This is a genomic window from Sinorhizobium alkalisoli (genome assembly GCF_008932245.1).
Classification (GTDB): Bacteria; Pseudomonadota; Alphaproteobacteria; order Rhizobiales; family Rhizobiaceae; genus Sinorhizobium; species Sinorhizobium alkalisoli.
This window is the reverse complement of record NZ_CP034909.1, coordinates 1,783,588-1,804,441: the sequence shown is the minus strand read 5'-3', so window position 1 is coordinate 1,804,441 and position 20,854 is coordinate 1,783,588. Positions and strand designations below refer to the sequence as shown.

Genomic DNA, 20,854 nt, shown 5'->3' with positions numbered 1-20,854 from the left:
TTTGATCTAAGTTTTTTACGGTAACGTTACAGTGAGGGAGGAGACTCATGAAATTACGTTCTCTGGCTGGCGCTCTGGCTGTCACCGTCGCTCTGCCGTTCGGTGCAGCCAACGCCACCGACCTGGAGGTCACGCATTGGTGGACCTCCGGCGGCGAAGCCGCGGCGGTCGCCGAACTGGCAAAGGCCTTCGATGCGACCGGCAACAAATGGGTCGACGGCGCGATCGCGGGTTCCGGCGGCACGGCGCGACCGATCATGATCAGCCGCATCACCGGCGGCGACCCGATGGGGGCAACGCAGTTCAATCACGGTCGCCAGGCGGAGGAACTGGTCGAGGCCGGGCTGATGCGCGACCTGAGCGATGTCGCCGAACGCGAGCATTGGCGAGACATCGTCAAGCCCTCGAGCCTGCTCGATTCCTGCACGATCGAAGGCAAGATCTACTGCGCCCCGGTCAATATCCATTCCTGGCAGTGGTTGTGGCTTTCCAATGCCGCCTTCGAACAGGCGGGCGTGGCTGTACCGAAGAACTGGGACGAGTTCGTCGCCGCCGCGCCGGCGCTCGAAAAAGCCGGGATCATCCCCCTGGCGCTTGGCGGTCAGCCCTGGCAGGCGGCCGGCGCCTTCGACGTGCTGATGGTGGCGATTGCCGGCAAGGACGTGTTCGAGCAGGTTTTCGCCAAGAAGGACGAGGAAGTGGCCGCCGGGCCGGAAATAGCCAAGGTCTTCAAGGCCGCCGACGACGCGCGCCGCATGTCGAAGGGCAGCAATGTCCAGGACTGGAACCAGGCGACGAACCTCGTGATCACGGGCAAGGCGGGCGGCCAGATCATGGGCGACTGGGCCCAGGGGGAGTTCCAGGTTGCGGGCAAGAAAGCCGGCGTCGACTACACCTGCCTGCCGGGCCTCGGCGTCAATGAGGTGATCTCGACCGGCGGCGATGCTTTCTATTTCCCGGTGCTCGACGACGAAGAAAAGTCGAAGGCACAGGAGGTGCTCGCCTCGACCCTGCTGAAGCCCGAAACCCAGGTCGCTTTCAATTTGAAGAAGGGCTCGTTGCCTGTTCGCGGCGATGTCGATCTTGCGGCGGCCAATGACTGCATGCGGAAGGGCCTCGACATCCTTGCCAAGGGCAATGTCATCCAGGGCACGGACCAGTTGCTTTCGCCGGACAGCCAGAAGCAGAAGGAGGACCTCTTCTCCGAGTTCTTCGCCAACCCCTCCATGACACCGGAAGACGCCCAGAAGCGGTTCGCGGACATCATCGCGGCGGCGGATTGAGGTCTGGCGCATGACGGCCCCGCCTTTGTCGCGGGGCCGGCCACGAGCCCCATTGCGGGCTTGATCGCGGCATTGGCGCACGAGGGCGGGGCGCGATTTGGCAGGTTTCGGGCGTGCGCCCAAGGCGCCGGGCTGCCCGCCACCGAAAACCATTGCAGTTCCGGAGGAGGGAACATGACAGTTCTAACACGGGGTTCGGGTCGACCGAACCAGTGGCTGCGCAACCTGAATGCGAAGATCGCCTCTATCCCGATGATCCTGACGGCCATGGTCATCTTCCTCGGCGGCACGCTGTGGACGGTCGTCTATTCCTTCACCAACTCGAAGCTCCTGCCGCGCCTTTCCTTCGTCGGGCTCGACCAATACGAGCGGCTATGGGCGGCGCCGCGCTGGATCATCTCGATCCAGAATCTGGCCATTTTCGGCTTCTTCTCACTGGTCTTCAGCCTGGTGATCGGCTTCGTGCTCGCGGCGCTGATGGATCAGAAGATCCGTTTCGAAAATACCTTCCGCACCATCATGCTCTACCCCTTCGCCCTGTCCTTCATCGTCACGGGCCTGGTCTGGCAATGGCTGCTCAATCCGCAATACGGCATCCAGTCGATCGTGCGGTCCCTTGGTTGGGAGAGCTTTTCCTTCGATCCGCTCTACGACGCCGACATCGTCATCTACGGCATCCTCATCGCGGCGCTCTGGCAGGGCACGGGCCTCGTCATGTGCCTGATGCTCGCGGGGCTACGCGGCATCGACGAGGATATCTGGAAGGCCGCGCGCGTCGACGGCATCCCGATGTGGAAAACCTACGTCCTCATTATCATCCCGATGATGCGCGGCGTCATCATCACGACGCTCGTCATCATCGCCAGCGGCATCGTCAAGGTCTACGACCTCGTGGTGGCGCAGACGAGCGGCGGACCCGGCATCGCCTCGGAGGTGCCCGCCAAATATGTCTACGACTACATGTTCCTCGCCCAGAACCTCGGCCAGGGCTTCGCCGCCTCGACCATGATGCTTCTGACCGTCGCCATCATCATTGTGCCGTGGGCGTATCTCGAATTCGGAGGGGGCCGCAAGCGTGGATAACATCGCCAAGAACAGCATGGCTCTCTCCGTCGATACGGTTGGGGCCAAACACGAGGACGGCCCGCGCGGCGCCAAGCCGAAACGGACGCTCTCGCGCCGCAACATCATCGTCTACGGCACGCTGATCGTCGTATCGCTCTATTACCTGCTGCCGCTCTATGTCATGATCGTGACCTCGCTCAAGGGCATGCCGGAGATCCGCGTCGGCAATATCTTCGCGCCGCCGCTGGAGGTCACGTTCCAGCCGTGGGTAAAGGCCTGGGCCGAGGCCTGCACCGGGCTCAATTGCGATGGGCTTTCGCGGGGGTTCTGGAATTCGGTCCGCATCACCGTGCCTTCCGTAATCATCTCGATCGCGGTCGCGTCGGTGAACGGCTATGCGCTGGCGAACTGGCGCTTCAAGGGCGCCGATCTCTTCTTCACAATCCTGATCGTCGGCGCTTTCATTCCCTACCAGGTGATGATCTACCCGATCGTCATCGTGCTGAGGGAAATGGGCGTCTACGGCACCCTGACCGGCCTCGTGATCGTCCACACGATCTTCGGCATGCCGATCCTGACGTTGCTCTTCCGCAATTATTTCGCCGCCCTGCCGGAGGAGTTGTTCAAGGCGGCGCGCGTCGACGGCGCCGGTTTCTGGACGATCTACCTGAAGATCATGCTGCCGATGTCGCTGCCGATCTTCGTCGTCGCGATGATCCTGCAGGTGACCGGCATCTGGAACGACTTCCTGTTCGGCGTGGTCTTCACCCGGCCCGAATACTACCCGATGACCGTGCAGCTCAACAACATCGTCAACTCGGTCCAGGGCGTGAAGGAATACAACGTCAACATGGCAGCAACGATCCTGACCGGCCTCGTGCCGCTGACGGTCTACTTCGTTTCGGGCCGCCTGTTCGTCCGCGGCATCGCAGCCGGCGCAGTGAAAGGATAAGCAAGCATGACCAGCGTTTCCGTCAGGGATCTTTCCTTGAGCTTCGGCGCCGTCACGGTCCTCGACAAGCTCAATCTCGACATCGATCACGGCGAGTTTCTCGTCCTGCTCGGTTCGTCCGGTTGCGGCAAGTCGACGCTGCTCAATTGCGTCGCCGGACTGCTCGACGTCACCGACGGGCAGATCTTCATCCATGATCGCAACGTCACCTGGGAGGAACCGAAAGACCGCGGCATCGGCATGGTGTTCCAGTCCTATGCGCTCTATCCGCAGATGTCGGTCGAGAAGAACCTCTCCTTCGGCCTGAAGGTTGCCAAAGTGCCGCAGCCGGAAATCGACAAGCGGGTGAATCGGGCGGCGGAAATCCTGCAGATCCAGCCGCTGCTCAAGCGCAAGCCTTCAGAACTTTCCGGCGGCCAGCGCCAGCGCGTCGCGATCGGCCGGGCGCTGGTGCGCGATGTCGACGTCTTCCTCTTCGACGAGCCGCTTTCGAACCTCGACGCCAAGCTGCGCTCGGAACTGCGCGTCGAAATCAAGCGGCTGCACCAGTCGCTGAAGAACACGATGATCTATGTCACCCACGACCAGATCGAGGCGCTGACGCTCGCCGATCGCATTGCGGTGATGAAGAGCGGAGTTATCCAGCAGCTTGCCGATCCGATGACGATCTACAATGCGCCGGAAAATCTCTTCGTCGCCGGCTTCATCGGTTCGCCGTCGATGAACTTCTTCCGCGGCGAGGTGGAGGCGAGGGAAGGCCGCAGCGTCGTGCGCGTAGGAGGCGTCGCCTTCGACGTCACCGCCTATCCCGCACGCAGGCGGCTGCAGCCGGGACAAAAGGTGGTGCTCGGCCTGCGTCCGGAGCATGTCAAGGTCGACGAGGCCGGGACCGGCGAGGTGCACGAGGCCACGGTCGACATCGAAGAGCCGATGGGCGCCGACAACCTCCTGTGGCTGAAGCTCGCCGGGCAATCCATGTCGGTCAGGATTGCCGGTCAGCGCCGCTATCCGCCCGGCAGCACGGTGCGGCTCTCCTTCGACATGGGGGTCGCCTCGATCTTCGACGCAGCCACCGAGAACCGTCTTTGACAGCCGACGGGAGTGGGAGAAGCGGCGTTGTTTCCCCGCATCCCGCCCCAGCCACTTCAAGCCGGCCGGGCTTTTGAAAGCGCCCGGCCGAGGACAGTATCCCGGCGACCGCCGCCGGTCACGAATGGATAATGGACATGCCTCCCGAGACCCTGAACGGCGACGCGATCCGCATCGATCTTTCCGGCGATTGGCTGCTCGCCTCCGCGGACAACAGCCATGCGCTGACGATCGCGCTGCCGGGCGACGTGCACAGTGCGCTGCAGCACGCCGGCATCATCCCCGACCCCTATCGCGGCCGCAACGAGGCCGAGGTGCAATGGGTGGCACAGAAGGACTGGGTGCTCGAACGCACCGTCGTGATCGATGCGGACGATCTCGGCGGCTACTGGTATCTCGATTTCGAAAGCATCGACACGGTGGCTTCGATCCACGTCAATGACCGGCTGGTGCTGGAGGCGGAGAATTGCTTCCGCCGCTACCGTCCGGATGTGTCGGGCGCGCTTGTTGCCGGGGAGAACCGCATCCGCGTGCTGCTCCATTCCTCGATTGCTGAAGGGGCAAGGCGCCAGGCCGAACAGCCCTTCCGCGTGCCCTATCACGAGGGCAACTCGCCGATCGCCAATGGCAATATGCTGCGCAAGCCGCAATGCCATTTCGGCTGGGACTGGAACATCGCGATCGCGCCACTCGGCATTTATGGGACGCTGGCGCTTTGCCGGCTGGAGACGGCGCGCATCGAGCATGTGACGACGCGTCAGGTCTGGCTCGATGACGGCTCGGTCGACCTGCAGGTGACGGTCACGCTTTTTGCCCGCGATCCCGGTATCGTGCCGATCCATTTCGAGCTTGACGGGCAACGCGAGCGCCTGGACTTGGCGGCCGCCGCCGGCGAGACGCACATCACGCACGTGTTCAGCGTCGCGGAGCCGAAGCGCTGGTGGCCGGCCGGCAGCGGCGAACAGGCGCTGTCGATGTTGACGGTCGAAACGCCCGAGGAAGTGGTGACGCGGCAAATCGGCTTCAGGACGATCGAACTGGTGACCGACCGCGACGAGGCGGGCAGTCGCTTCGCCTTCCGCGTCAACGGCCGCGACATCTTCTGCCGCGGCGCCAACTGGATACCGGCGGATGCGCTGATGGCGCGGGTTGCGCCCGAGGGCGTCGAAGATCTCCTGCAATCGGCCGTCGACGCCAATATGAACATGATCCGCGTCTGGGGCGGCGGCTTCTACGAGCCGGACTGGTTCTACGATCACTGCGACCGGCTCGGTCTCATGGTCTGGCAGGACTTCATGTTCGCCTGCAATCTCTACCCTTCGACGCCGGATTTCCTGGAACACGTCGCGGCGGAAGTGGGCTATCAGGTGAAGCGGCTCGCGTCGCATCCGTCGATCGCGCTCTGGTGCGGCGACAACGAGCTCGTCGGCGCCCTAGCCTGGTTCGAGGAAAGCCGCAAGGACCGCGACCGCTATCTCGTTTCCTATGACCGCCTCAACCGAACGATCGAGACGGCGATGAAGGCGGCCTGTCCAGAGGCGATCTGGTGGCCGTCGAGCCCGTCCGTCGGTTACCTGGATTTCGGCGATGCCTGGCATGCCGACGGCTCCGGCGACATGCACTACTGGTCCGTCTGGCACGAGAACAGGTCCTTCGATACCTATCGGACGGTGCGGCCGCGCTTCTGTTCGGAATTCGGCTTCCAGTCCTATACATCCATGCCGGTGATCCGAAGGTTTGCCGAAGCGCGCGACCTCAACATCGCCTCGCCGGTGATGGAGGCGCATCAGAAGAATGCCGGCGGCAACGAGCGGATTGCCGGCACGATGTTCCGTTATTTCCGCTTCCCCAAGGATTTCCCGAGTTTCGTCTATCTCAGCCAGATCCAGCAGGGGCTGGCGATCCGCACCGCCGTGGACTATTGGCGCTCGCTGAAGCCCCATTGCATGGGCACGCTCTATTGGCAGCTCAACGACACCTGGCCGGTCGCCTCCTGGTCGAGCCTCGACTATGGCGGCCACTGGAAGGCCCTGCACTACATGGCGCGGCGCTTCTTCCAGCCGGTCACGGTGGCGGCCATTCCGGCGGCGGACGGCAAGACGATCGCCTTCTCCACGGTCAACGATACGGCCGAGCCGGTGAGGGTCGAACTGGAGACCTTCCTGGTTTCGCTCGAAGGCAAGCGCCGGCCGCTGGTGGCGGCGGCAGGCGCATGCTCGCCGGACCGGGCAGAGACGCTGGTCACCATCACGGCCACCGATATTCCGGCCGACGCGCTCATCTTCTGGTCCTTCGAAGCGTCGAACGGCATGCGTGGCGAGGGGCATTACGTCCACGGCACCTACAAGGCACTCGACCTCGAGCCCGCAGGCCTGGCGATCGAGGCGGCGACCGCTGTCGACGGCTACGACGTGACCGTGACGGCAGCCGGCCTCGCGCTCTATGTGATGGTCGAGGCGGATGGCGAGGGGCGCTATTCCGACAACGCCTTCGACCTTGCCGCGGGAGAAGCGAAGACGATCCGCTTCACGCCGAAACTGCCGCTCGAACCGGGCGTGACGCCGCGCTTCAGCGCCTACGATCTCGAATCCTGCCAGGGAAGGGGGTGAGCGAGGTGAAGCGCAATCCGCCGCCATGGCCGCCCCTGCGCCTGCGAAGATCAACCGCGCGCCGCTCCACGCCGCCCCTGCCACGATTTGAATCCGCAAAACCCACGAGGAGAGTCTCGATGAAAGACGTCAGTTTTCAGCTCTACAGCGCCCGCAACTTCCCGCCCTTCGCCGATGTGCTTGCCGCTCTCGGCGATGCCGGTTACACGCAGGTCGAGGGATATGGAGCGCTCTATGCCGCCCTCAGTGACGAACAGATCGCGGCTTTCAGGAGCGGACTGGAGCGCAACGGCCTTGCCATGCCGACGGCCCATTTCAGCCTCGACATGCTGGAAACGGATCCCCTGCGGGTGATGCAGATCGCCAATGCGCTCGGCATCCGCGCCATCTACTGCCCGTATCTGATGCCCGATCAGCGCCCGAGCGATGCGGCCGGTTGGCGGGAATTCGGCGCGCGGCTGCAGGCGGCCGGCAAGCCGTTCCGCGATGCCGGCATCGACTTCGGCTGGCACAATCATGACTTCGAATTCCATGCCCTGCCAGACGGATCGTTGCCGCTGGAGCACATCTTTGCCGGCGGACCGGATCTTTCCTGGGAGGCTGACATCGCCTGGATCGTGCGCGGCGGCGCTGATCCCTTTGCCTGGATCCAGAAATATGGCGACCGCATCACCGCCGTTCATGTCAAGGACATCGCGCCCAAGGGCGAAAAGACGAACGAGGACGGCTGGGCCGATGTCGGCGAGGGTACGCTCGACTGGAAAGGGCTCACCAGGGCGCTTTCGGAAACCCCGGCGCAATATTTCATCGCGGAACACGACAATCCGAGCGACTTCCGCCGCTTTGCCAAGCGGTCGCTCGCTTCCATTCAATCCTACTAGGAAGGCATTCGTGGGTTACCCAAGAATGCCTTCCTGGATTTCTTTGTTGGGCGCAGGCTTTTGCGGAACCTGCCTAGAGAAGCGGACATCTCCATGACGAAAGAACTTGGCGTCGGCATCGTCGGATGCGGCAATATTTCCACCACCTATTTCAAGCTTGCACCGCTCTTCAAGGGCATCCGCGTCGTCGCCTGCGCGGATATCGATCCGGCGGCGGCCGAGGCACGCGCCGCTGCATTCGATGTGACGGCTGAGAGCATCGAAGCTCTGCTCGCCAATCCGGAGGTGGACATCATCGTCAACCTGACCATACCGGATGCGCATTTTCCGGTTTCCAAGGCGATCCTCGAAGCCGGCAAGCATGTCTATTCCGAAAAGCCGCTCGTCCTGTCGCTCGAGCAGGGCGAGGAATTGAGGGCAATCGCCAGGCAAAAGGGACTTGTGGTCGGCAGTGCGCCGGATACTTTCCTCGGCGGCGCCCATCAGCTCGCCCGCAGCTACGTCGATGACGGCAGGATCGGCCGCGTGACCTCCGGCACCTGCCATGTGATGAGCCCGGGCATGGAGATGTGGCATCCGAACCCGGACTTCTTCTTCCTGCCCGGAGGCGGCCCGGTGCTCGATCTCGGCCCCTATTACATCGCCAACCTGATCAATCTGATCGGACCGGTAAAGCGCGTGGCGGCGCTGTCGTCGATGGCGAGCCAGACGCGCACCATCACCAGCGAGCCGCGCAACGGGGAGGTGATTCCGGTCAGGACGCCGACCAATGTCCATGCGCTGCTCGAATTCCACAACGGCGCGACCATCACGCTTTCGGCGAGCTGGGACGTCTGGGCGCATCGCCACGCCAATATGGAGCTCTACGGCACCGAGGGATCACTGTTCGTCCCCGACCCGAACTTCTTCGGCGGCACTGTCGAGGCAAGCGGCTGCAACAAGGACATCAGGCCGCTGGAGATGTGGGACCACCCCTTTGCCATTGACAATTGGGAGCATCCGCTGGGGCCGATCGCCAACTACCGCACCGCCGGCCTTGCCGACATGGCGGATGCAATCCTCAAGGGTCGCGACCCGCGCTGCTCGCTCGATCGCGCGCTGCATGCCGTCGACGTGATGGTGTCGATCCTGAAATCCGGGGAAGAGGGACGTTTCGTGACATTGTCCACAACCTGCACCCAGCCGGCGGCGCTCGGCATCGAGGAGGCGAGGGCGCTTCTGCGGTGACTTAATCGCTCTTGGGTCGAAGGATGACCCCTCCCCAACCCCTCCCCACAAGGGGGAGGGGCTCGGCGCCAGCGGCGCTCGCCTGCCCATATTCAGCCTCTGCGTGGGCTGGTCCCGCTGCGAGGAGGCGGGCCGGTGCGGCAAGGTAAGCCCCTCCCCCTTGTGGGGAGGGGTTGGGGAGGGGTAATCAAACCCACCCATGCAAAACAAAGGAATGCGACCCATGCCCTGGCAACCGGCAGAAAACCGATACGAGAAGATGAAGTATAACCGCTGCGGCAGGAGCGGCTTGAAGCTGCCGGCGATCTCGCTGGGGCTGTGGCACAATTTCGGCGGCGACACGCCGCACGAGCGCAAGGTGGACATGTGCCGGACCGCCTTCGATCTCGGCATCACCCATTTCGACCTTGCCAACAATTACGGCCCGCCGCCGGGGTCCGCGGAGATCGCCTTCGGCGAGATCCTGCGCACCGAATTCGCCGGGCTGCGCGATGAACTGATCATTTCCTCCAAGGCCGGCTACGACATGTGGCCCGGGCCCTATGGCGAATGGGGCAGCCGCAAATATCTGATCGCCTCCTGCGACCAGAGTCTGAAGCGCATGGGGCTCGACTATGTCGACATTTTCTATTCCCACCGCTTCGACCCCGACACGCCGCTCGAGGAGACCTGCGGCGCGCTCGATCACATCGTGCGGTCGGGCAGGGCGCTTTATGTCGGCATCTCCTCCTACAATTCGCAGCGCACCCGCGAAGCGGCAGCGATCCTCAAGGAGCTTGGCACGCCGTGCCTCATCCATCAGCCAAGCTACTCCATGCTCAACCGCTGGATCGAGGATGACGGCCTCGTCGACACTCTGGAGGATCTCGGCATCGGCTCGATCGTCTTCTCGCCGCTTGCCCAGGGCATGCTGACGACGAAATATCTGAGCGGCATTCCCGAAGACAGCCGTGCGGCGCTCAACCATTTCCTCAAACGGGAATTCATCCGGCCGGACATCGTCGAGAATATCCGCAAATTAAATGCGATTGCCGAGCGCCGCGGGCAGACGCTGGCGCAGATGGCGATCGCGTGGGTGCTGCGCGGCGGGCGGATCACCTCCGCCCTGGTCGGGGCAAGCCGTTCCGAGCAGATCGTCGACAGCGTCAAGGCGCTCGAGAACGACAGTTTCACGGCAGAGGAACTGGCCGAGATAGACGCCTATGCGCGCGAGGCAGACATCAACCTCTGGGCGTCCTCGGCGGAGCGCTGACGACCTCCCGCGCCGGACCCGAAAGGCCGCTGCGGCGCTTGAAGAGCGGCCTCCGGAGCGCCGACAAAGGGCGTCGGCAGCAGGCCCGAATGCCTTGATTTGCCTTGATTTTAGGCAATCTCGCGCGTGCCGGTCGCCTCTTCGCCAAAAGTCGGGGCGGCGGCCGGATGCGGCCACTGGACATGCATTGCCATGTCTGTATGGTGCGGTTGTGCCGGCCCGATCTGGGGCGCTTCTGCCCGGCTGCCGGCAATGACGACAATGAGCCCTCGACGCGCTGAGGCGGGCGGGGAAAAGCTCAAACGACGGTTCGGCGGTGCACGCCGGCAACCGTCATGGCGGGAAAAGGGAGGAATCATGGATCGCCGTTCATTCATCAAAAATGCGGGCCTCGGCGGCCTCGGGGCGGCTGCCGCGACGGCACTCGCAGCGCCGGCCGTGGCGCAGAGCAATCCGAAGGTCACCTGGCGTTTGACGTCGTCCTTCCCGAAGTCGCTGGATACCATCTATGGCGGCGGGGAAGTCCTGTCGAAATACGTGTCCGAAGCGACCGACGGCAATTTCCAGCTTCAGGTCTTCGCGGCCGGCGAAATCGTTCCGGGCCTGCAGGCCGCCGACGCGGCGGCAGCCGGGACGGTCGAGGCGTGCCATACGGTTGCCTATTACTATTGGGGCAAGGATCCGACCTGGGCGCTCGGCGCCGCGGTGCCGTTCTCGCTGAATGCGCGCGGCATCAACGCTTGGCACTATCACGGCGGCGGCATCGACATATTCAATGAGTTCCTCGGCGAGCAGGGCCTGGTCGGTTTTCCCAACGGCAATACCGGCGTGCAGATGGGCGGCTGGTACCGCAAGGAAATCAAAACGGTCGACGACCTGAAGGGGCTGAAGATGCGCGTCGGCGGCTTCGCCGGCAAGGTCCTGGAAAAACTCGGCGCCGTGCCGCAGCAGATCGCCGGCGGCGACATCTATCCGGCGTTGGAAAAGGGCACGATCGACGCCGCCGAATGGGTCGGTCCCTATGACGACGAGAAGCTCGGCTTCTACAAGGTCGCGCCCTATTACTACTATCCCGGCTGGTGGGAAGGCGGCCCGACGGTGCATGCCATGTTCAACAAGGCGGCGTATGAGGGCCTGCCGAAGGCCTATCAATCGCTCCTGCGCACGGCCTGCCAGGCGGCCGACTCCAACATGCTGCAGAAGTACGACTACCTGAACCCGGCCGCCATCAAGCGGCTCGTCGCCGCCGGCGCGCAATTGCGGCCGTTCAGCGCGGATGTGCTTTCCGCCTGCTTTGATGCGTCGAACGACATCTATGCGGAGATGGAATCCTCCAATCCGGCCTTCAAGAAGATCTGGGAGTCGATCAAGGCGTTCCGCGGCGAGTATTACCTCAATGCGCAGATCGCCGAATACAACTACGACACCTTCATGATGATCCAGCAGCGCAACGGCAAGATCTGACGCGGCGGCATCGATCGCGGAACAGGAAACCCCGGGGCGCTGCTCCGGGGTTCTCTTTTTTCGTTATCATGAAAGAATTTCGGTCCCTCATCCGCCTACCGGCACCTTCTCCCCGTTGAGACGGGGAGAAGGGACGCGCAGCTTGCTCCCCTCTCACCTGTGCGGGGAGAGGGCTGTCAATTGAACGACGGCGGTGCGCTGAGGTCGGGTGCCGGCGGGGTCTCCGGCTGCGGCGCAATGTTCGGCTGGGCCGGCGGCTGGCCGCCGTCGAGCGGGCTTCCGCCGGGCAATTGCAGGCCGCCCGGCAGGCCGAGACCGCCGCCATTGTCCGGCAGTCCCAGGCCGGTGCCGCCGAGGCCCGGCAGTTCGATCTTGATGGTGGAGGGGTCGACGCCTGCGCCGGCGCCCTTGTAGTGCATCACCATCTGCGGAAACATCAGCGTCAGCGCGACCATCACGATCTGGATGCCGACGAACGGCACGGCGCCCCAATAGATCTGGGCCGTCGTCACCGGCTGCATCATCTTGCCGGTCACCTTGTCGAGATAGGGTACCCTTGCCGCGACCGAGCGCAAATAGAACAGCGCGAAGCCGAAGGGCGGATGCATGAAGCTCGTCTGCATGTTGATGCCGAGCAGCACGCCGAACCAGATGAGATCGATCCCGAGCTTCTCGGCCGCCGGTGCCAGCAGCGGCACGATGATGAAGGCGAGCTCGAAGAAATCGAGGAAGAAGGCCAGGAAGAAGACGAGCAGGTTGACGGCGATCAGGAAGCCGACCTCGCCTCCGGGCAAACCCGTAAGCAGGTGCTCCACCCAGAGATGACCGTTTACGCCGTAGAAGGTCAGCGAGAAGACCCGCGCTCCGATGAGGATGAACAAGACGAAGGCGGAGAGGCGCGTGGTGGAGGCGAGCGCCGAGCGGACCACTTCCATCGTGAGCCGCCCCTTGGCCGCGGCCATGATCAGCGCGCCGACCGCGCCCATCGCGCCGCCCTCGGTCGGCGTTGCGATGCCAAGGAAGATCGTGCCGAGGACGAGGAAAATCAGCGCCAGCGGCGGGATCAGCACGATGATGACCTGTTGCGCCAGGCGCGACAGGGCGTTGATCTTGAACAAGCGATCGAGCACGGCAACCAGGTAGATGAAGGCCACGCCCACCGTGGCGCCGAGGATATCGGCGTTCCCTCCCTGCGTCGGCGAGAGATAGAGATGGGCGGCATAGGCGATCCCGACGGCGACGACGAGCGCGACGACCAGGGACATGACGCCCGATCCGAGGGTGCGGGCTTCGAGCGGCAGCGCCGGCATGGAGCCGCGCTTCAGGAACGACATCAGCATGACGTAGCTCATGTAGAGACCCGTCAGCACGAGGCCCGGGATCAGCGCGCCGGCATACATGTCGCCGACGGAGCGGCCGAGCTGGTCGGCGAGAACGATCAGCACCAGCGACGGCGGAATGATCTGCGCGAGCGTGCCGGAGGCGGCGATGACGCCGGTGGCGACCCGCCGGTCATAGCCGTAGCGCAGCATGATGGGCAGCGAGATCAGACCCATGGCGATGACGGAGGCCGCGACGACGCCGGTGGTGGCGGCAAGCAGCGCGCCAACGAAGATGACCGCATAGGCAAGACCACCACGAACCGGGCCGAAAAGCTGCCCGATCGTGTCGAGCAGATCCTCGGCCATGCCCGAGCGTTCGAGCACGATGCCCATGAAGGTGAAGAAGGGAATGGCAAGCAGGGTGTCGTTGGACATCACCCCCCAGAAGCGTTCCGGAAGCGCATTGAGCAACGGCCAGGAGAGATTGATCGAATCGGAGAGCGGCGCAAGTTCCACGCCGATGATGAAGAACAGGAGGCCGTTCGCGGCGAGCGAGAAGGCGACGGGATAGCCCAGCAACAGAAACACGATCAGCGATACGAACATGATCGGCGCCAGGTTGTGCGCGATGAACTCGATCACGGGCGCACCTCCGGAGCGGTTGCCTCATCGAGCGGCGCATGGGTCGGCACATAAGGTGTCGGGTCGTCCATGTTGCCGGTCATGACGGCGATCTTCTTGATGATCTCGGAGACGCCCTGGAGTGCCAGCAGGATGAAGCCGATCAACAGCACCGCCTTGGCGGGCCAGAGGATCAGCCCCCCGGCGCTGGAGGAGACCTCTCCCGAGCGGTACGACATGCGCACATAGGGCACGAGGAAATAGATCATCAGCAGCACGAAGGGCATCAGGAAAAAGATATGCCCGAAGAGGTCGATCCAATGTTGGACGCGGCGCGAAAACGAGCCGTAGACGATGTCGATTCGGATGTGCTCGTTCTGGCTGAGCGTATAGGCGGCGGCGAACATGAAGGCAGCGCCGAAGAGATACCATTGCGCCTCCAGCCAGGCATTCGACGACATGTTGAATGCCTTTCGGATGACGGCATTGCCGGCGCTGACGAGCACGGCGACGAGAATGAGCCAGGAGACCGCCTTGCCGATCCTCTCGGTGGTGGCGTCTATCAGCCGGCTGAAGCCGAGTAAAAGTTGCATCGAACCATCTCCCCGCAGTCGTTGTTTTTTCTCTGCCAAGCACAGCCACAGTGCCGATTTCAAGGGTGCTTTCAAGCCCGCGCCTTCATTTTTCCGGACCGCAGCAGGTCCCGACAGGAAAGTCGCATGCCGGTCATCGAAGATTGACCGGGCGGGGGAGCCTCTGCGCCACGAAAGGGTAGTTTCTTCAGCGGTGAGCGATGACGTCAGTCTTGAAACCGCCGCGACTTTCGGGCTGGATGCTGCCGACTCTGGAGGAGAGAACATGGCCGCATCGATCCGCAATCCGATCCTGCCGGGCTTCAACCCCGACCCGTCGATCTGCCGCGTCGGCGATGATTATTATATCGCCACCTCCACCTTCGAGTGGTATCCGGGCGTGCAGATCCACCATTCGCGCGACCTGGTGAACTGGCGGCTCGTCCGGCGGCCGCTCGAGCGTGCGAGCCAGCTCGACATGCGCGGCAATCCCGACAGCTGCGGCGTCTGGGCGCCCTGCCTTTCTTACTTCGAGGGCCTGTTCTGGCTGGTCTATACCGACGTCAAGCGCTTCGACGGGAACTTCAAGGACGCCCACAACTATATCGTCACGGCCGAAACCATCGAGGCGACCTGGTCCGATCCGGTCTATATCAATTCGTCCGGCTTCGATCCATCGCTCTTTCATGACGAGGACGGCCGCAAGTGGTTCTTGAACATGCAATGGAATCACCGCACCGAAAGCTTCGGCGGCGCGCCGAAGAGCCCGGCATTCGACGGCATCCTGCTGCAGGAATGGGACGAGCGCACGCGCAAGCTCACGGGTCCCGTGAAGAACATCTTCGCCGGCAGCGCGCTCGGGCTCGTCGAGGGGCCGCATCTCTTCAAGCGCGACGGCTGGTACTATCTGACGGTTGCCGAGGGCGGAACCGGCTATGAGCATGCGGTGACGATGGCCCGTTCCCGGATGATCGACGGTCCGTACGAACTGCACCCGAACATCCATCTCATCACCGCGAAGGATCACCCCGAGGCGTCGCTGCAGCGCGCCGGCCATGGGCAATATGTCGAAACGCCGGACGGGCAGGCCTATCACACGCATCTCTGCGGCCGGCCGCTGCCGCCGCATCGCCGCTCGCCGCTCGGCCGCGAAACGGCGCTGCAGAAATGCGTCTGGAGGGAGGACGGCTGGCTCTATCTGGAAAGCGGCGGCGTCGTGCCGGAGGTCACGGTGCCGGCACCGGTGACGACCGACGCCATCCCGCAGCCCAGAGTGACCGAGACCGATTTCGACGAGCATGAGCTTCCGGCCGAGTTCCAATGGCTGCGCACGCCGCTGCCGGAGCGGATCTTTTCGCTGACCCGCCGGCAAGGGCACTTGCGCCTCTTCGGCCGCGAGAGCATCGGCAGCTGGTTCGAGCAGGCGCTCGTGGCACGGCGCCAGGAGCATCATTCCTTCCGGGCGGAAACCGTCGTCGAGTTTACGCCGGCTACGTATCAACAGGTCGCGGGCCTGACGTATTATTACAACCGCCACAAGTTCCACGCGCTCGGCGTCACCTGGCACGAGACGCTCGGACGGGCCGTCACCATTCTCTCCTGCCCGGGCGATTTTCCGCACGGACGCCTGACCTATCCGGCTGGCAGCGGTCTGGCGCTGCCGGACGGCCCGGTCCAGCTGGCAATGGATGTCCGCGACAATGATCTCCAGTTCTTCTGGCGTGCAGCACCGGAGGAGGACTGGGCGGCAATCGGGCCGGCGCTCGATGCAGGCGTAATCTCGGACGAGGGCGGACGCGGCGAGCACGGCTCCTTCACCGGCGCCTTCGCCGGCCTGTTCGCCTTCGACACATCCGGCAGCGGCCTGCACGCGGATTTCGACCGCTTCCGCTATGAGGCGATTTGAAGTGGCGGCGGGTGGCGTCGTGGGTCGTGCATCGGCGCTGAATTCGTCGAACGGCGGCTTTGCGCCCCTGTTCCGGTCATTCAGACTATCGGATCGAGCTCCAGGAAGCGGACGGTGGGCTTGGGAGTGATTGCGTCCGCAACGCGCCAAGAGCGGACCAAAAGTCCTCGTAACCGGCGGGGCCTTCATCCATTTGCATCGCGGTACTAGTGACGAAGGCGACGCCGGATGCCGGCTTCGCGACCCTCACGCTCCGCTTCACGCTCGTACGTCCGAACCATCCCCATCAGTAGCGATGCGGAAAGGAATGGGTGCGTGAACTGAAGTGCGTCGGCCCAAGCCCGATACTTGTCGGCCAGCTCGCGCTCCTGTCCCCCACCTTCACCCCGGAAGTGTACGCCGCGCTGATTGTAGAGCGCGGTATGGGCGCCATCCGTCAGCGGCTTCGACCGCAACTCCTCAATCACGTCCCGGACCTCCTCACAAGGCCACACACCGTCAACCCCTTCCGGTGCATGAGACATCAGCTTGCCCAGACACAAATCGCAGATGTCCTGACGGTCTAGCTCAGCGCTCTTTTCGCGGACCTGACTGATCCACTTCCTGAGCTTCGGCACGTCGAAACTGCCATCGTCCATCAGGCCGGGTATCCGCTCGATACCCTCCAGCAGGTGGAACGCGCGCTCTGACAGGTCCTTACGGCCATCGGGTATCCGGAACCCGATCGGATCTTCCCCGCCGTCCCTTCGCTTATACGCCCACACGAGCGCCTGAACGAACATTTCGGGGTGGTCCTCGATGTACCTCTCGAGGTTCGGAATGTGGTTGCTGTCATCTCCGCCAAACATGCGTGACAGCACGTCAATGTAGGCGAACTCCAGACCTGCCTTCTGGTCGCGCGTGACATCCGGGTTGCGGTCGACCAACTCGAACGCTGTCCTAATATCGTATTCCTGGAGCTGATATTCGCCAGCGCGGTCCATGCCGCCGCTCGCCATATCCGACAGCATCTCCACAATCAGGGCCGGCCTGATTGCCTCCAGCTTGAAGTGAACGGCGGAGAATGCCGCGCGCGGCCGCTTTGCTTTCAACAGGCGTTCAATAGCTTCGTTGTTATCATCCTCGGACTCGAAAATGAACTCAGGATGCACGTCCAGCCAGTAGGAATTCTGAATCGCGGCAGGCATCCGGTCCACCACCACCCAAGTGCGCTTATCAAAGCTGCTCAGCAAAAGGAGGCGGAGGACATCCGTCTCAGCCATCGTTTCGCGGGCATGTTCGAGCACGGCTACGCGACCTTCTGTTCCAAGAGCCCGCATGGCACCGGCAATCAGAATCTTCCGGTCCACCGCTGTTTCATTGACGCCCGGCTGCAGAGCTTCGAATATGAACGACTGAGCCTGCGATGCGTCGAGCACGTCCATGACCATGTGAACGCCGATCTGATGCTGTGCCTGTCCCCGCGAAGCAAGCTCGAAAATTCCAGCGGTACCGCGTTCCTGGTAGATTTCGCGGAGGGCTTCACGCCTCAGAGCCGCAATGCGCTCCTCGCGCTTCCGGAAATCCAGCTGGTCATCGTCGAGCTCGTCAGCAGACTCCTCGACCCATGCCTGGCGAAAAAGCCATTCGTGCTTGTTGATGACGTCCTTGGGTTCCATCGAGTCATAGATGGCCTTCGCCTTCTTGTTTAGTGCCGCGAAATCACCGTCCTTGGCGCGACGACGACCGCGCCGCGAAAGCACCGTGACACGAATTTTCTCGCGGACCTTCGCGATATCATCATCACTGGCACCGGTCGCGATCCAGTTTTCGATTTGCTGCCAGACTTTGACCTGGAATTCCGAACCAAGTCTATGCAGGCGGCCCACGAGGTCACATAGCATCTCCGGAGTATAGCTCGGCTGGCTCAGCGCGAGTTCAACCATGGCGGCCCTAAACTTCTGCACGGGCTCCATGAACTCGAACGGCTCACCAAAGCCGTAGCCGTCCGGCCTCCACTTCGGTTTATGGCTGTAGCGACCGACATCATTGCCCCAGCCACCAAACTGATCGATGCAGACTTTCCACCCGATCTCCGGAAAGCGCTCAATCAGCTTGTTCATGGCCATGAGTCGCTGCTCGTGATCAGCCGCCGTCTGCGGCATCCATGACCTGAAGATTGTTTCCAGCGAAGCGATAGGTTTGTTAGCCCAGTTGTCCTTGATCTCGACCTGCGAGAGCCGGCCCAGGATAAGAACGCTACGCAGGAAAGTGGCCGGGTTCCACGCCAATCCCTCCAGCGCCCAGAGGAGCCCGCTGCGAATGCAGGGAACGCCGAAGAAGCTCGTATCGATCGGACGCAGCAGGCCGAGCACCGCCGGAGCACCCTGTCTCAGGTCTTCCTCCAAAATCGCCAGAAAGGTCTCTGGCGCTGCCTCGGCATAAACAGGAAGATCAGAGTCGTTCGCCTCCAGCTTCCGCGTGGTCAAGGGTACCAGCAGTTCGCGGATGAACAATGCAGCCTGCGTTTCGCCATCGAAGCCCAGTCGCTGGAACAGGTGCTTGCCGTGCACCGCCAGCAACACCAGCGTTTCGGAAATGCCATTACGCAATGCCCCGGAGAATTCGCGACGCTTACCATGCATCGCTGCGGCCCAGCGTTCCTTCTCTGGAAGGTCGAGCGCGGGATCGTCTTCGGCCAGGACCATCTTTGCCATTTCCAGGTACCGATCAAGGTCGGTGCTCGTGACCCACCGCGCAATCGCAAATAGTGTGTCGATCTTGGAAACGACACCGCGATAGCTGCCAATTGACCACAAGGGTGCGTCGTTCAGCGAAACGAGTTCCTGAACCCGCCGCTCCAGTTCCTCAAACGGCATATTGGCGATAAGGCTCAGTGCTTCGCGATCCGATTCATTGTCGACGTTCCATGCACCAACGAACATCATCGGGATGAGCCAGGTGGAAGTCGCGCTGTCGGAGGCCCAATGCGGCGTCTTGATAGCCTCCACCTTCGACAGCTGTCGCCGCAGCACCGTCAGCGACTGGCCCGACGAATGCGAGAGGCGCTTTATCTCGCCCTCGTCGAGTTTCATCGCCCCAAGCCCCTTGCGGAAGGCTTCGGTGCCTAAAGGCTCTAGCAGAATGTGTGGATCGTGGTTTGTAGCATTGCGCGGATAGACTACAATCGTTTTCAGCTGATTGATATGCGGCCCTAGTTCGCGTTCGACCTCACGCGTATGAGCAACGGCGATGAAGCCATGGCTGCCCTTAGCGAGCTTGGGCAGTACGCCGGTACGGTCGAACACCAACACGCGGTCACGATCCGATTCGAATTCCGGCTCTGCCAGAACCTGTGCCAGGAACGCCAGGGCCTCTTCCACCGAATCCGCCGCGACGACGAGCGGCTCGCCAGCCGGTCGCGCGATAAACTCCTTTACCTTCGCGCGATGCACCGCGATTGCTGTCTCAAACAATGCTCCACTCAAAGTCGGCGTGCCGACGTTCGCCCAATCGGTCCAGCATTGTTCAAGCGACCTCACGCCATCGGAAGGACGCCCCGTTTCGTTCGCGAACCACGTTTGCCCCGCCAGTGACTGCTCCAGCCACTGTTCGAGATCGCTTGCATCAAAGACGCGAACATCCTTCCACTGCTTCTTCGCGCGCATGGACGACACCCACGCGTCCTTGCCCTTCCAGCTGCGGGGTGTCACGAATACGAAGGTGATCTTCTCGCGGTCCGCCTTCTTGTGCGCTTTGACGCTTTTGACAAAGTCACCATCGGCTTTGGTTTTGACGTCGGCGTTGACGCCGAACTCCCATCCGGATTGACCTGCCGGAATCCACGGCGTTCCACTTCCGGCCACAGTGAAGCCGTCCCAGCCCGGTCGTTCAGCGTCATCGTTGCCGGGAAAGTCGACCTGTTCGAGACGGATGCCCGTCGAATTGACGAGCGTGCGGAGCAGCACGGCAAGACGGCTTCGCGCGGGAATGTTGTGGTTAACCCAGTCGGTAATGTCGTTCGCCTTGAACTGAAGGAAGGGCGGCACGTAGGCCTTGGCGTCGGCGGGTGCGCCCGCTGCCCTCTTCAGGGCCGCGGTGAACTCAGCCTGCATGTCCAACAGTGTAGCTGACGAGATGCCGAAGGCGCGTTCAATGCGGGCCGCCATGTCCGGGGTTGTGGACACGCGTCCGTTGAGGAAGCTCGAGACGCCAGGCCGGCTAATGCCGATGAGCTTTGCCGCATCTGTGACGCTTATCTTGCGGGGTTCGAGATAGGATTCGCGGACAAACTGCCCGGGATGTTTGGGTTCGGTCGACATTTGTGGTCCTGCGCAAGCGTATTGTTGATCAACCATATAGCGGTGTGTATGGTGTAAGGCAACACCTTACACGGCGACTCTCGCAGAACGGAACAATATGGCATTGGCATTTACGTGCCATGTGAACCAGAAGCGCTTCCCGGAGACGAGCTCGTTCATGTCCTGCAAGCGGGCCGCGTTGCAGCTGCCCTGCTGTGGGTCCGCTCTGGGCCAACTCCAGGCATCAGCACACGACGGCCGCATGACCACTTGTGTTTTCTACACTCCAGAAGCGGACAGTCGGCAGCCGGCCGCAAGTCGGACATGAAGC

General features: G+C 62.6%; 13 protein-coding genes. 10 read left to right on the top strand and 3 right to left on the bottom strand.

All coding sequences use genetic code 11. The features are described from left to right. Nucleotides 1-47 precede the first annotated feature (47 nt). The 9 genes from EKH55_RS08830 to EKH55_RS08790 all read left to right on the top strand — a co-directional run bounded on the left by EKH55_RS08830 (nucleotide 48) and on the right by EKH55_RS08790 (nucleotide 11,822). The gene (locus tag EKH55_RS08830; RefSeq protein WP_069458347.1) at nucleotides 48-1,283 is read left to right on the top strand and encodes an ABC transporter substrate-binding protein; all 1,236 of its coding nucleotides are present in this window, start codon (nucleotides 48-50) and stop codon (nucleotides 1,281-1,283) included. A gap of 174 nt (nucleotides 1,284-1,457) precedes the next feature. Continuing rightward, nucleotides 1,458-2,366 (top strand): carbohydrate ABC transporter permease, encoded by a 909-nt coding sequence (locus EKH55_RS08825; RefSeq protein ID WP_069458348.1) that lies wholly within the window; start codon nucleotides 1,458-1,460, stop codon nucleotides 2,364-2,366. Continuing rightward, the gene (locus EKH55_RS08820) at nucleotides 2,359-3,300 is read left to right on the top strand and encodes a carbohydrate ABC transporter permease (RefSeq protein WP_069458349.1); all 942 of its coding nucleotides are present in this window, start codon (nucleotides 2,359-2,361) and stop codon (nucleotides 3,298-3,300) included. The genes EKH55_RS08825 and EKH55_RS08820 overlap by 8 nt, the downstream gene beginning before the upstream one ends. Before the next feature lie 6 nt (nucleotides 3,301-3,306). Further along, nucleotides 3,307-4,389 (top strand): ABC transporter ATP-binding protein, encoded by a 1,083-nt coding sequence (locus tag EKH55_RS08815; RefSeq protein ID WP_069458350.1) that lies wholly within the window; start codon nucleotides 3,307-3,309, stop codon nucleotides 4,387-4,389. A gap of 137 nt (nucleotides 4,390-4,526) precedes the next feature. After that, nucleotides 4,527-6,998 carry a glycoside hydrolase family 2 protein gene (locus EKH55_RS08810; protein WP_069458604.1) on the top strand — a complete coding sequence of 824 codons (2,472 nt, stop codon included), beginning with the start codon at nucleotides 4,527-4,529 and terminating at the stop codon, nucleotides 6,996-6,998. Nucleotides 6,999-7,117: 119 nt separating this feature from the next. Next, entirely contained in the window at nucleotides 7,118-7,879 is a 762-nt protein-coding gene (locus tag EKH55_RS08805; RefSeq protein WP_069458351.1) for a sugar phosphate isomerase/epimerase family protein, read from the top strand. 93 nt (nucleotides 7,880-7,972) lie between these two features. Next, nucleotides 7,973-9,106: a Gfo/Idh/MocA family protein gene (locus tag EKH55_RS08800; protein ID WP_069458352.1), complete on the top strand. Its 1,134-nt coding sequence runs from the start codon at nucleotides 7,973-7,975 to the stop codon at nucleotides 9,104-9,106. A gap of 223 nt (nucleotides 9,107-9,329) precedes the next feature. After that, a complete protein-coding gene (mgrA, locus tag EKH55_RS08795; RefSeq protein ID WP_069458353.1) occupies nucleotides 9,330-10,358 on the top strand; it encodes an L-glyceraldehyde 3-phosphate reductase in 1,029 nt (342 codons plus the stop codon). Between the two features lie 357 nt (nucleotides 10,359-10,715). Then, entirely contained in the window at nucleotides 10,716-11,822 is a 1,107-nt protein-coding gene (locus EKH55_RS08790) for a TRAP transporter substrate-binding protein (RefSeq protein WP_151611362.1), read from the top strand. Between the two features lie 176 nt (nucleotides 11,823-11,998). On the opposite strand, the gene EKH55_RS08785 is transcribed toward EKH55_RS08790, so the two are convergent. Both EKH55_RS08785 and EKH55_RS08780 read right to left on the bottom strand, forming a co-directional pair. Then, the gene (locus EKH55_RS08785; protein ID WP_069458356.1) at nucleotides 11,999-13,786 is read right to left on the bottom strand and encodes a TRAP transporter large permease; all 1,788 of its coding nucleotides are present in this window, start codon (nucleotides 13,784-13,786) and stop codon (nucleotides 11,999-12,001) included. Next, complete coding sequence (locus tag EKH55_RS08780; RefSeq protein WP_069458357.1) at nucleotides 13,783-14,358, bottom strand: TRAP transporter small permease subunit; 576 nt, start codon at nucleotides 14,356-14,358, stop codon at nucleotides 13,783-13,785. The genes EKH55_RS08785 and EKH55_RS08780 overlap by 4 nt, the downstream gene beginning before the upstream one ends. A 265-nt stretch (nucleotides 14,359-14,623) precedes the next feature. Between EKH55_RS08780 and EKH55_RS08775 the strand changes: the two genes are divergently transcribed. Beyond that, complete coding sequence (locus EKH55_RS08775) at nucleotides 14,624-16,243, top strand: glycoside hydrolase family 43 protein (protein ID WP_069458358.1); 1,620 nt, start codon at nucleotides 14,624-14,626, stop codon at nucleotides 16,241-16,243. Between the two features lie 206 nt (nucleotides 16,244-16,449). On the opposite strand, the gene EKH55_RS08770 is transcribed toward EKH55_RS08775, so the two are convergent. Beyond that, entirely contained in the window at nucleotides 16,450-20,544 is a 4,095-nt protein-coding gene (locus EKH55_RS08770; RefSeq protein ID WP_083265309.1) for a HigA family addiction module antitoxin, read from the bottom strand. Nucleotides 20,545-20,854 lie beyond the last annotated feature (310 nt).